The organism is Rosettibacter sp. KY25, assembly GCF_057554405.1.
The window spans coordinates 48,010-60,991 of sequence record NZ_BAAJAO010000002.1; the positions used below are offsets into that span (position 1 = coordinate 48,010).

Below are 12,982 nucleotides of genomic sequence, written 5' to 3' on the forward strand. Positions count from 1 at the left end.
GAGAATTATTTACTAATCATAGAGAATCTATTTACCACTTTATTTTTTCTGCATATTTTTAAAATGTTATAATTATTAAAAATGGTTACATTTACTTAAGTTATATAAAGATTTTGGTAAAAGATTGGACTTCGTAAGACAATACATAATTCAATGTATTATTCATGCTTCTAATAATTTGAGATTAAGTTCAGAAAAAATTGAAACCGTTGCTATCCTTCGTGAAAGACTAAATAAAACAGAAAATCTTGAAGAAGAAATAAAAAATTTCAAGAAGATTACTGAGCTATCTAAGCTTGGGATAAAATTAGGAGAAATCTTAAACTATTTGGAAAACAGCAAAATCGATTTTTTGAAACTTTCTGAAAAATTCAAAGAACACAGTTACTATCTTGTAAAAGAAATTAATTACTTGCTGGACGTTGTAACACCTCAAACAATGCGAAATATTTTTAATCGAATTGACAATCAATCAGTTGATGTTGATTTGACTAAAAGAGAAGAGAAAAAATCTGTTGAGCAAGAACCTATTAAAATTCCACAACGGTCTCGTGCAGATGAATTAAAAGAAGCCTTAATTTTTGCAGAACTCTCGAAAGACAACGATTTCAGCTTTGAACGATATGAAGAAAAAGTTTTAAGACCAATTAAAGAATTGGATGCTTTTTTAACAAGAGTATCAAAATATGATTATACAGAAAGTGAAATTAATTCTTACATTAAATTGATGAATGAAAACAGTGAGCTTTCGCGAAAAGTTGGTTTTGAGATTTTATCTAATATGCACAGAATATTTGCTCAGGGCCTTGAAGCTATTAATCAAAAAAAAATTGCACCAAGTAATTTAGTAATTGAATCTTTAAGAGCATGCCTGATTGTAATTGTTGCAGTTGTTAGAGGTAAAGAAGTTGATATAACAAATTATCTTAACAGAGCAGAAAATTTTGGTAAAATGATTTCTCAAACAAAAAGGGTAGTGTAATGGAAATATTTGTTGTCATAATGGCAGGCGGAGTGGGTTCCCGCTTTTGGCCACGCAGTAAAGAAAAGAAACCAAAACAATTAATCCGTATCTTTGGCGAAAATACAATGATACAGGATACTGTTAAACGACTTGATGGACTTGTCGATAAAAAAAATATTTATGTGATTACTAACAGAATTCAAAAATTAAGAGTAAAAGAACAACTGCCTGATATTCCAGAGCAAAATATTATTGATGAACCATTCGGAAAAAATACTGCAGCATGTATTGGATTAGCTTCAGTGTTAATCAAACAAAAAAATCCGGAGGCTGTTACTATTGTTCTTCCTTCTGACCATCTGATTAAAAATGAAAATGAATTTCAAAAATGTTTGTTAACAGCAGCAAACTTTGCATATAAATCAAAAGGATTAGTTACAATTGGAATTAAACCAACAAGGCCTGAAACAGGTTATGGTTATATTCAATTTGATGAAACTGAAATTGAAAATAATATTCATAAAGTATTGACTTTTGCTGAAAAACCAAATTTATCAACTGCAATAAGGTTTATTGAAAGTGGTGATTTTCTCTGGAACTCAGGCATGTTTATCTGGAGAGTTGATACAATTCTTAATGAAATCAAAAAATATCTGCCTGAACTTTATGAAGGTTTAGAAAAAATTGAATCATTTATAAATTCCGATGACTTTGAAACACAACTAACTCAAGTTTATGGTCAATTAAAAAGTATATCCATTGACTATGGAGTTATGGAAAAAGCAAATAATGTATATGTAATCAAAGCAGATTTTTACTGGAATGATGTTGGAAGCTGGGAAGCAGTTTATGAAGTATCGGATAAAAATGAAGATGGTAATGTTATCATTGGCGATGTTTATTCTGAAAAAACTTATAATTCATACATCTTTTCACCAAGAAAATTTACAGCTGTAATTGGAGCAGAAAATTTAATTATAATTAATACGAACGATGCACTTCTGATTTGCAATCGTAATTATGCACAGGATGTGCGGCAAGTTGTTGATTATCTAAAAATGCATAACAGAACAGACCTTATATGAAAAAAGCTATAACAGAAAATGATATTCTTAAATTAATCAAAAATGGATTAACAGAAATCCATCTTAATAAAAATCAAATTCTTACTCCTTCTGCAATTGATAGAATAAGACAGGCAAGATTAAAAATTATTTATGATGTTGATGAAAAAAGTCAATCTCAACCATTTAAGAAAATTGTTATTGGCTCTGACCATACTGGAGTAAAAGCAAAAAAAGTTCTTGTAGAATTTCTTAAGAAAAAAAATTACGATGTACTTGATGTTGGTACTTACACAGAAGATTCGGTTGACTATCCAGATATTGCTTTTAAAGTAGCTCAAAAAGTTACATCAAAAGAATTTGACTGCGGCATTTTAATAGATGCAACTGGAATACCATCTGCAATTACAGCTAATAAAATTCCCGGGATACGAGCAGCAACATGTTATAATGAATTTTCTGCTCGAAGTTCTCGTGAACATAATGATGCAAACATTATTTCATTAGGTGCAAAAGCTTTAGGTGAAGAAACTATGAAATCAATTGTAGAAGTTTGGTTAAATTCTTCTTTCTTAGGAGAAAGACATCAAAAAAGATTGGATAAAGTAAAAGCAATTGAAGAAAAATTTATGAAAAGCTGAATAGAATTTTGTCATTTGTTTCATCATCATTAAATTTGCTCACAAAAATTTGAGAATATTTCTTGGTAATTGAAAAAGCTCGTGTTATATCATTAAGTAAGATTTCCAATAATTATCATTTAATAAAAGTTCATTCACCTTTAATTGCAAGAGAAATTAAGCCTGGTCAATTTTGTAATATAAAAGTTTCTGACACAAATTTTCCTTTGTTAAGAAGACCATTCAGCATTTGTGATGTTGAAAACGACTATTTGATATTTGCTTTTGATATTCACGGTGAAGGAACTAAAATTTTAGCTTCTAAAAAACCTGATGATGTGCTTGATATTTTAGGACCACTTGGAAATGGTTTTAATCTTGAAGGCAATTATGAACTTGCAATTATCATTGGTGGCGGAATTGGAATTGCACCTTTCCCATTTCTTGTTAAAAATTTGCCGAATAATATTGATGTAAAATGTTTCATCGGCGGAAGAACAAGCGAACATTTAATTAAATACAATCTCAAAAATATTTATACTGCAACAGACGACGGTTCTGAAGGATTTCATGGAAATGTTGTTGATTTATTTAATAATGAGATTAAAAATTTCTTAACAAAAAATTTTAGAATATTTGCATGCGGACCAACTCCAATGTTAAAATCACTTCAAAAAATTGCACTTGAAAAAAATTATGATTGTCAACTTTCAGTTGAATGTGCAATGGCATGCGGCTTTGGAATTTGTCAGGGCTGCCCAATAGAAAAATCAAATGGTGATGGTTACTACTTAGTTTGTAAAGATGGTCCAATTTTTAATGCCGATATGATTATTGTTTAATAATAACTTTTTGAAAAAAAATTCTCGAATAAATGGAAATAGATTTAACAGTTCAGATAGGTAAGCTTAAATTAAAGAATCCAATTTTACTTGCATCTGGCACAGTAGGTTATGGAAATGAAATTTCTCAATTCATTGATTTAAGTAAAATTGGTGGAATAATTACAAAATCGATTTCATTAAAACCAAGAAAAGGAAATCCACCACAAAGAATTTGTGAAACTCCATCAGGCATGCTTAATGCAATTGGTCTTGCAAATGTAGGTCTTGAAGCATTTATAAAAGAAAAAATTCCTTTCCTGAAAAAATTAAACACAACAATAATTTGTAATATCGCAGCAAGTTCAATAGAAGAATATGTTGAATGCACAAAAGTATTAAATGAGGAAGAATCAATAGCTGCATTTGAAATTAATGTTTCGTGTCCAAATGTAAAGGAAGGCGGTCTTGAATTTGGAAACAATTTAGATGCAGTTGCAAGAATAACTGAAAAAGTGAAATCAGTAACAAATAAAACAGTAATCATAAAATTGTCTCCTAATGTTTCAAGGATTTCAGATTTTGCAAAAGTAGTAAAAGAAAATGGAGGAGACGCTGTCTCGGCAATCAATACACTTGTTGGAACTTCATTCAATATATGGACACGCAAACCCAAAATTAAAAATATTACTGGTGGTTTATCAGGCCCTGCAATCAAACCAATAGCACTTGCAAAGGTTTTAGAAATAAGCCGCAATGTTGATATTCCAATAATTGGAATAGGTGGAATAATGAACTGGAAAGATGCAGTTGAATTTATGATTGTTGGTGCTTCAGCTGTTCAGCTTGGAACAGTAAATTTTATTAATCCATTTGCAGCACTGGAAATTTTAGATGGCATAAAAACCTATTGTGAAAAAATGTCTATTTCAAAAATATCAGAATTAACTGCTTCCTATATTTTAAATGAACATTGAAACTATTCTCCAAAAACTTTATTCAATGCGTCAATTTCATGTTAAACTTGGATTAGAACGCATTGAAAAATTATTAGATTACATTGGGAATCCACATAAAAAATTAAAATATTTTCATATTGCAGGTTCAAATGGAAAGGGAAGCACGGCATCCTTTATTGCAAGTATTTTGAAAGAATCAGGATTTAAAGTTGGTCTTTATACTTCACCGCATTTTATAAAATTTAATGAAAGAATAAGAATTAATGGAAAAGAAATTGATGATGATTTCATCTGTTCATTTTATAATTCAATAGAAAAGATAATTGAAAAAGAAGAACCTACTTTTTTCGAAATTACTACTGCTATGGCATTTCAATATTTTTATGATAATAAAGTAGATTATGCAGTTATTGAAACTGGGCTCGGAGGCAGACTTGATGCAACGAATGTTATAACACCATTAGCATCTATTATTACATCAATAAGTTTAGAACATACAAATATTCTTGGCGATACATTAGAAAAAATTGCATTCGAAAAAGCAGGAATAATAAAACCAGAAACAATTGTGATAAGCGGCTTTATGCCAAAAGAAGCAGAAAATGTCGTTCAATCAAGAGCATTGGAGCTAAAGTGTGACTATTATCCTTTCGATAATTTTGTAGTTAAAGAAAAAGATTTTATTGAGGTTTTATTAAAGAACAAAAACTATCATCTCTATAAAACTCCATTAAAAGGTTATCATCAATTATTAAATTGTTCATTAGCAATAAAATCTTTAGATGTTGTTCTAAACTTAGATGATTATTTCAAAATTAATTCAGGAATTAAAAATGTTATTATGAATTCCGGAATTCAAGGAAGATATGAAATTGTTAATAATAAGCCAGATATAATTTTTGATTCAGCGCATAATCCAGAAGGAATAAAAATATTTCTCGAAGAATTTGTTAAAGATTATTATTCATACTCAAAAAGAGATTTAATCTTCGGAGCGATGAAAGATAAAAATATAGAAGAGATGCTGAAATTGTTAGTACCATATTTTGATGATATTTATGTTACATCAGTAGAAAATGAACGAGCAGCAACTATTGATGAAATTAAAATGATAGCAAATAAAATTAATATTAATGTAATTCCTTTGGAGACTCCAGAAGACTATGTGAAAAAATTTTTTAATGAATCTAATGATAAATGTCTTGTTGTTCTTGGAAGCATGTATCTATTAGGAAAAATAAAATCAAAAATAAATTAGGAAATGCTTGACAATGAGAATTAAGAAATATAATTTTCCAGTGAACCTCAGAAAAACTTCTGCGTTATTTAATAATTAATCCATAAGATCAAGTGTCAATTGATCCCCATTTTAATAAAAATAAATATCGAGTTATTTAATCACAATTTGTAGGAAGAGTTAATCATGCCAATGGACATATCAGAATTACAATCAAAAAAAATCGTTGATCTTTACAAGATTGCAAAAGAATTTGGGCTAACAGGTTACAGCGACCTGAGAAAGCAAGAACTAATCTTCAAAATCTTAGAAGCCCAATCTCAAAAAGATGGTTTAACATTTTCAAAAGGTGTTCTTGAAGTCCTGCCTGACGGTTATGGATTTCTAAGGTCTGCAGATTATAATTATCTGCCTTCACCTGATGATATTTATGTTTCGCCATCACAAATAAAAAGGTTCAGTTTAAGAACGGGCGATTTTGTAAGCGGGCAGGTGCGTCCTCCAAAAGAAGGAGAAAGATTCTTTGCTTTGCTCAGAGTAGAAGCTGTTAATGGAAAAGACCCTGAAGCTATAAGAGAGAGAACATTATTTGATAACCTCACACCAATTTATCCTACAAAAAGATTAAAATTAGAATCTGCCCCAGGTGAATATTCAATGCGTATTGTTGACTTAATAGCACCAATTGGTAAAGGTCAAAGAGGTTTGATTGTATCACCTCCAAAGGCTGGAAAAACAATTCTTCTCCAAAAAATTGCAAACTCAATTACAAGAAATCATCCCGAAGTAAAAATTATAATGCTTTTAATAGATGAAAGACCTGAAGAAGTTACTGATATGCAAAGGTCTGTTCAGGCTGAAGTTATAAGTTCAACATTTGATGAACCTGCTGAACGTCATGTTCAGGTTGCAAATATGGTAATCGAAAAAGCTAAAAGAATGGTTGAAGCTGGAGATGATGTTGTTATTCTTCTCGATAGTATCACAAGATTAGCTCGTGCACACAATACTGTAATTCCTCACAGTGGTCGTATCCTTTCAGGTGGTGTTGATGCAAATGCACTTCATAAACCAAAAAGATTTTTTGGTTCTGCAAGAAATACAGAAGACGGTGGCAGTTTAACTATAATTGCTACTGCATTAATTGATACTGGAAGCAGAATGGATGAAGTTATATTCGAAGAATTCAAAGGAACTGGAAATATGGAATTAGTGCTTGATAGAAATCTTGCAGATAAAAGAATATTCCCAGCTATTGACATAAATAAATCAGGAACAAGAAAAGAAGAACTTCTACTCAAAGAAGATGAATTGAATAAAGTATGGATACTTAGAAAAATTCTTTCTGATATGGATCCTACAGAAGCAATGGAATTCTTGCTCGATAAGATGAAAGGAACAAAAAACAACAAAGAGTTTCTGCAGAGTATGAATAGTTAATCCAATCATGAATTTTTTTATAAAATCATTTTCCTTCTGCTTACTAATTTCATTTATGACATTTCATTCACAGGTTCTATCTCAAAATGTAGAACCTGTGAATAAAAATTTTATTCATCTCGAAAAAAATATTCTGCCTTCAAAAAATAGTTTTCTGATTTTTATTTCTTATAAAATTCCGTATTCAAATCTTGTTTTTGTAAAAAAAGAAGAAAAATTTTTTTCTGGATTAGAAATTGAGTTTAATTTATTTGAAAAAGACAAAATCATTAATCGGAAAACGGTATCGAAAAATGTATTTGTTGAAAATTATAATGATACCAAATCAAATGAAAATTATTTAGAAGGTTTTACTTTTTTCAATATCGAAAAAGACAGCTACACAATTTTACCAATCTTAAATCTTGTCAATACAAATAATGAAATTATTCTTGACTCTGTAAAAATTAATTTGAAAGATTTTATCAAAGAAAAAATTTATGCCCCAATAGTTATTGAAGAACTCAAACAAAAATGTTCCGATTCTTTACTTTTCAAGTTGACAAACTTCGGCAATTCAATTCCATTTGCAAGTTCTGACTATTTGCTTTTAATTCCAGTACAAGATACTTCCATAAAATCTCTTAATGTTAAAATAGAGCAGAACAATAAAATTTTATTTGAAAAAGAAGTATCAAAATTTGATATAAAAAATATTTCAGTAGTTGAATGCAATAATTTTATTGGAATTAATGAATCTCAAGATGATTTTCCAAATCGATATTTTGTTATTGATGATTTTAGTTATAAATTACATGAGGGTTCAGCCAGATTAATTATAACTGACTCAAATAAAAAAGCTGAATTCAATTTACAAGTTGTATGGATTAATAAACCAAAGTCGCTTGCTAATCTCGAATTTGCTGTTGAAATTCTAAATATGATTGAAAATAAAAATGTTGTTGATAAAATTATCCAAAACTCAAAAGGTAATTTGTATGATGCACTTATAAATTACTGGGATAAAAAATATCTTGATAGAAAATATCAATTCAACGAACTTATGAATGAATTCTATCGAAGAGTTGATTATGCAAATGAAAATTTCAGCACATTATCATACAAATTTGGAGCTAAAACAGACAGAGGTAAAATTTATATTAAGTATGGTCAACCTGATGAAATATTTCGAAATTATTCTGACAATAAAGTTATTGAGATTTGGATTTATAAAAATATTAACAGGCAATTTACATTTGTTGATAACAGCGGTTTAGGAAATTATATGCTGGAAGAATAATATGATTAAACTTGCTTTTACATGCGGCGACATTAATGGCATTGGTCCTGAAATTATAATCAAAACTATAAATACAATTACATCATTTTCAGAAAAAAAAATAATTGTTTTTATACCAAAGAATGTCTTTGAAAAAACAACTGAAATAATAAAACCAGAATTTGAATTTGAGATTACTAACAAAGAAAATATAAGCGAAAACAAAAAAGTAGTAATTTTTGATATAGGCAATTTCAAACAAACTTTGGGGAAGCCAACATCTAATTCCGGGAAAGCAGCGTTTAAATCAATAAACGAAGCTTTGAATTTTGTAAAAGCTAAAAAAGTCGATGGAATAATTACTGCTCCAATTTCCAAACTCTCATTTAATCTTGCGAAGATAAATTTTCCTGGTCACACAGAATTGTTTGCTAAATTTACAAGAACAAAAAATTTTATGATGACTTTTTTATCAGACAAAATGATTTGCGGCTTAGTAACAATTCATCATCCAATAAAAAAAGTTTCAAAATTGATTACACAAAAAAAATTAAGGCAGTCAATTGAGATTTTATACAACGCACTCAAAAATGATTTAGGGAAAGAAAATCCTAAGATTGCTGTTCTTGGCTTGAATCCTCATGCAGGCGAAGAAGGATTAATTGGCGACGAAGAATTAGAAATTATAAAACCAGTTATTAAAAGTTACAGCAGAAAAAATGTTGAAGGACCATTTGTGCCGGATGCATTTTTTGGTCTTCATAAATATGAAAGTTATGATGCAGTTCTTGGAATGTATCATGATCAAGTTCTCATTCCATTTAAAATGATGAATTTTAATTTTGGTGTAAATTATACTGCAGGATTACCAATTGTAAGAACATCTCCTGACCATGGAACTGCTTTTGATATAGCAGGTTATGGAATTGCAAATCCTTCCAGTATGATTGAAGCAGTAAAATGGGCTGAATTAATAATCCGCAAAAGAATGAAGAAATGAGTGATAAAATTTATTCTCATCTTGCATCAATTTATTCTCATCTGATGCGCTCTATTGATTATGACAGTTGGGCAGATTATATAATCAAAATCTCCAGTGAATTAAAATCAAAAAATATAATTGCGCTTGAACTTGCTTGCGGAACAGGAAATATTGCAAAAAAATTGAAAAATGTTTTTAACTTTTATGTAGCCACCGATTCTTCACTATCAATGTTAATGCAGTTTGAAGAAGATAAAATTCATCGTGTAGTTTGTGATATGACTTCATTGCCATTCAAAAAGAAATTTAACTTTGTTTTTTCAACTTTTGATAGTATTAATTATCTTACATCAAAAGAAAAAATATTAAAACTGCTTAACTCAGTTGACTCATCTTTAACAGATGACGGGATTTTTACTTTTGACGTTAGCCTTGAAAACAACAGTATCAGATACCAAAAATATCTGAACAGAAAAGGCAATTTTGAAGGAATTCATTACATTCAAAAAAGTAAATATGATAAAGAAAAAAGAATACATTACAACATATTTGATATTACACTTAAAGATGGAAGCAAAGTAAGAGAAATTCATAAACAAAAAATTTATGAGTTTGATGAATATTTCAGAATAATAGATAAATCTAATTTTTATGTGATGAATTGTTATGAAGCATTTACATTTAATAATGCAAATGCAGAATCTGAAAGAGCGCAATTCATATTAAAAAAGAAAAAATAAATGTTGATATTTAATCACGTTCAGTTTAGTTATAACAATCAGCCAGTATTTTACGATTTGAACCTTGAAGTTCAGCAAGGTGAATTTGTCTTTCTTATTGGGAAAAGCGGAGTAGGCAAAACTACTTTACTTAAAATGATTTATATGGACTGCTTTCCACAATCTGGTTATGTCCAAGTTGGTGAATATTCATCTGAATCAATTACTCCAAAAGAAATTCCATATTTAAGAAGAAAGATTGGAATTATATTTCAAGATTTTCAGTTATTAACAGACAGAAATGTGTATGATAATCTCGCATTTGTTCTTCAAGTGATAGGAACACCAAAAAGAGAAATAAAGAAAAAAATATTTTATGCACTTTCAGAGGTTGGTTTAGCTCATAAACAAACTAATATGCCTCATGAACTTTCTGGTGGCGAAAAACAAAGGGTCGCAATTGCCCGGGCAATTATAAATGAACCTTTTTTAATATTAGCAGATGAACCAACAGGCAATCTGGACCCTGAAACTGCAGATGAAATATTATCTATTCTTAAAAAGATTAATTCACGCGGAACCTCAGTAATATTTGCCACACACAATTATGAACTTATTCGTTCTTTTGATACAAAAATTATAAAGCTCGAAGATGGTAAAGCAATAAAAGTTTTCTTAAAAAAGAAAGATTAATTCATATTTAATTTTTTTAGAATATCATTGGTAACATTTTCAATTGACTGAGTTCCATCTACTTCAATGATGAATGCTTTATCTTTGTAATAATCAAATACAGGTGATGTTGTTTCGTGATATACCTGCAGTCTCTTTTTTATGACCTCTTCATCATCATCCTTTCTTTTGATGTAACTATTAACAGCGCCGCATGAAGGACATTTAAAATTCTCAGTTACTTCGTCTTTATTGAGAATATTCCCGCATTGACTGCAGACGAGTCGATTGCTTAATCTGTTAATTATTACTGTATCATCTGCATCTAATTTGATTAAATATAATTTTTCATTATTCAATTCAGATAAAATTTTGCTTAAAATTTCTGCTTGATTAATTGTTCTTGGGAATCCATCAAGAATAAAACCATTTTTGCATCTTTCTTCTTTTAATGTTTCCTTAACAATTCCACCAACAATTTCATCTGGAACAAGTCCACCACTTTGAACAATTTCTTTTGCTTTTAAGCCTAACTCAGTTTCATTTTTGATTGCATCGCGAAGAATATCTCCAGTAGATATATGAGCCAAATTTAATTTTGAAGCTAAAATTTTGGCTTGGGTTCCTTTTCCCACTCCAGGGGCACCAAATATTATTATCTGCATAACCATTCTAAATTTGTTTTAAAATTTTGAACGCAAAAATAAATAGAAATGCCTTGATAGACAAAAATTGGAAATTAAATTTCCGAAGCTCTTTTACGAGAGAAAAATTTTTCTAACAACGCTTTTGATTCTTCAGCATAAATTCCTGAAAAAATATTGGGTTTATGATTGTATTTATTACTTTCAATAATATTAAACACAGAACCACAAGCACCAAATTTTGGTTCATAGGCACCAAAATAAATATTCTTAATTCTTGAAAGCAGAATAGCACCTGTACACATTACACAAGGTTCCGCAGTAACATATAAATCACATTCATTTAATCTCCAGCTTTGAAGATAATTTGAAGCTGCTGTAATTGCAATCATTTCGGCATGAGCTGTAGGGTCTTTTAATTTTTCAGTTTGATTATAACCGCGTGCAATTATTTTATCCTGATATACAATTACTGCCCCAATTGGAATTTCATTTTCTTCGAAAGCTCTTTCTGCTTCCTGAAGTGCGGAGTACATAAATTTATAAACATGTTCTGGGAATAGCATAAAATTAATCTTTGTTGAATAATATTAAGAAGATTTTCATTGAATGTTTTGTGAAGAACGTACACAACCATAAAAAAATTTGTACGCCCGGAAGGACTCGAACCCTCAACCGGCAGATCCGAAGTCTGCTGCTCTATCCAATTGAGCTACGGGCGCATAAATTATTTTTAAGAACTAATTGCTAATCAATTAAAAATATCTTTACCCAAAAATATCTTTGTTTATGATTTTTTCCAAAAAATTACCTGCAACATTATTTATTATTATTTAACTTTGTTAAAAAATTATGAACAATTTAATGAAAGAATTTTATCACAAATGGCACTCACAATTTTTGAACCGAGATTTAGAAATGCTTGTATTTGGCACATCTGGTTACCCAATAATTTTATTCCCGCCTGAAAAAGGAAGATTTTATGATTGCAAAGATGCAGGATTGATTTCAACAGTTGAAAATTTCCTTAACCAAGACAAAGTAAAAATTTATTGCCCCGATTCAATTGATTTTGAAAGCTGGTATAATTTTGAAATTCATCCATCAGAAAGAGTTAAAAAACATATCATATATGAAAAAACAATTTTGAATGAAGTGATTGAATTTGCAAAGTACGAAACAGAAAAAAAATTTGTTGGAATCGTAGGCTGCAGCTTTGGAGCTTATCATGCATTGAATTTAGCTTTTCGTCATCCCAATGTTGTAAATTCAATAATTTCACTTGGAGGATTTTTTGATATCAAACAATTTATTTTTGGTTATTATGACGATAATTGTTACTTCAACAATCCATTCGATTACATGCCCAACCTCGAAGATGAATGGTATCTCGATAAAATTAAATCAATGAAAATCTTTTTAGCAGTTGGAGAATGGGATTTAGCAGTTCAAGAAAATAAAAAGATGAGCGAGATTTTATCGTCAAAAAATATTCAACATCATTTAGATATTTACCCATCTTACGGTCATGATTGGCAGTTATGGAAAAATATTTTCCCTGATTATATTTCAAAAATAATTGAATCATAAAATATGGTAGAT

Annotated in this window: 14 protein-coding genes and 1 tRNA gene; 12 read left to right on the forward strand and 3 right to left on the reverse strand. The window is 29.6% G+C overall.

The window, feature by feature from the left end:
• Positions 1–124 precede the first annotated feature (124 nt).
• From AC27L2_RS01545 to ftsE, 11 genes are all read left to right on the forward strand, one after another.
• The gene (locus AC27L2_RS01545; protein WP_487209897.1) at positions 125–982 is read left to right on the forward strand and encodes a hypothetical protein; all 858 of its coding nucleotides are present in this window, start codon (positions 125–127) and stop codon (positions 980–982) included.
• Positions 982–2,049: a mannose-1-phosphate guanylyltransferase gene (locus AC27L2_RS01550; RefSeq protein ID WP_487209898.1), complete on the forward strand. Its 1,068-nt coding sequence runs from the start codon at positions 982–984 to the stop codon at positions 2,047–2,049. Before AC27L2_RS01545 ends, AC27L2_RS01550 begins: the two co-directional genes overlap by 1 nt.
• Positions 2,046–2,669, forward strand: a complete 624-nt coding sequence (gene rpiB / locus AC27L2_RS01555; RefSeq protein WP_487209899.1) for a ribose 5-phosphate isomerase B — start codon at positions 2,046–2,048, stop codon at positions 2,667–2,669. Before AC27L2_RS01550 ends, rpiB begins: the two co-directional genes overlap by 4 nt.
• A gap of 62 nt (positions 2,670–2,731) precedes the next feature.
• The gene (locus AC27L2_RS01560) at positions 2,732–3,490 is read left to right on the forward strand and encodes a dihydroorotate dehydrogenase electron transfer subunit (RefSeq protein WP_487209900.1); all 759 of its coding nucleotides are present in this window, start codon (positions 2,732–2,734) and stop codon (positions 3,488–3,490) included.
• Between the two features lie 38 nt (positions 3,491–3,528).
• Positions 3,529–4,446, forward strand: coding sequence for a dihydroorotate dehydrogenase (locus AC27L2_RS01565; RefSeq protein WP_487210082.1), 918 nt, complete (start codon positions 3,529–3,531; stop codon positions 4,444–4,446).
• Positions 4,436–5,686: a bifunctional folylpolyglutamate synthase/dihydrofolate synthase gene (locus AC27L2_RS01570; protein WP_487209901.1), complete on the forward strand. Its 1,251-nt coding sequence runs from the start codon at positions 4,436–4,438 to the stop codon at positions 5,684–5,686. The genes AC27L2_RS01565 and AC27L2_RS01570 overlap by 11 nt, the downstream gene beginning before the upstream one ends.
• A 171-nt stretch (positions 5,687–5,857) precedes the next feature.
• Positions 5,858–7,105, forward strand: coding sequence for a transcription termination factor Rho (gene rho, locus AC27L2_RS01575; RefSeq protein ID WP_487209902.1), 1,248 nt, complete (start codon positions 5,858–5,860; stop codon positions 7,103–7,105).
• A 55-nt stretch (positions 7,106–7,160) separates the two neighbouring features.
• Complete coding sequence (locus AC27L2_RS01580; protein ID WP_487209903.1) at positions 7,161–8,384, forward strand: GWxTD domain-containing protein; 1,224 nt, start codon at positions 7,161–7,163, stop codon at positions 8,382–8,384.
• A gap of 1 nt (position 8,385) precedes the next feature.
• On the forward strand, positions 8,386–9,363 hold the full coding sequence (gene pdxA, locus AC27L2_RS01585) for a 4-hydroxythreonine-4-phosphate dehydrogenase PdxA (RefSeq protein ID WP_487209904.1): 978 nt from the start codon (positions 8,386–8,388) through the stop codon (positions 9,361–9,363).
• The gene (locus tag AC27L2_RS01590) at positions 9,360–10,085 is read left to right on the forward strand and encodes a class I SAM-dependent DNA methyltransferase (protein ID WP_487209905.1); all 726 of its coding nucleotides are present in this window, start codon (positions 9,360–9,362) and stop codon (positions 10,083–10,085) included. Before pdxA ends, AC27L2_RS01590 begins: the two co-directional genes overlap by 4 nt.
• Entirely contained in the window at positions 10,086–10,757 is a 672-nt protein-coding gene (ftsE, locus tag AC27L2_RS01595; protein WP_487209906.1) for a cell division ATP-binding protein FtsE, read from the forward strand.
• Here ftsE and AC27L2_RS01600 read toward each other — a convergent pair.
• The 3 genes from AC27L2_RS01600 to AC27L2_RS01610 form a co-directional block, all read right to left on the reverse strand.
• A complete protein-coding gene (locus AC27L2_RS01600; protein ID WP_487209907.1) occupies positions 10,754–11,401 on the reverse strand; it encodes an adenylate kinase in 648 nt (215 codons plus the stop codon). The two genes, ftsE and AC27L2_RS01600, sit on opposite strands and share 4 nt — an antisense overlap.
• 74 nt (positions 11,402–11,475) lie before the next feature.
• Positions 11,476–11,946 carry a tRNA adenosine(34) deaminase TadA gene (gene tadA, locus AC27L2_RS01605; protein WP_487209908.1) on the reverse strand — a complete coding sequence of 157 codons (471 nt, stop codon included), beginning with the start codon at positions 11,944–11,946 and terminating at the stop codon, positions 11,476–11,478.
• Between the two features lie 82 nt (positions 11,947–12,028).
• Positions 12,029–12,102: transfer RNA gene (locus AC27L2_RS01610), tRNA-Arg, on the reverse strand.
• A 142-nt stretch (positions 12,103–12,244) separates the two neighbouring features.
• Between AC27L2_RS01610 and AC27L2_RS01615 the strand changes: the two genes are divergently transcribed.
• On the forward strand, positions 12,245–12,970 hold the full coding sequence (locus tag AC27L2_RS01615; RefSeq protein WP_487209909.1) for an esterase family protein: 726 nt from the start codon (positions 12,245–12,247) through the stop codon (positions 12,968–12,970).
• Positions 12,971–12,982: the final 12 nt, after the last annotated feature.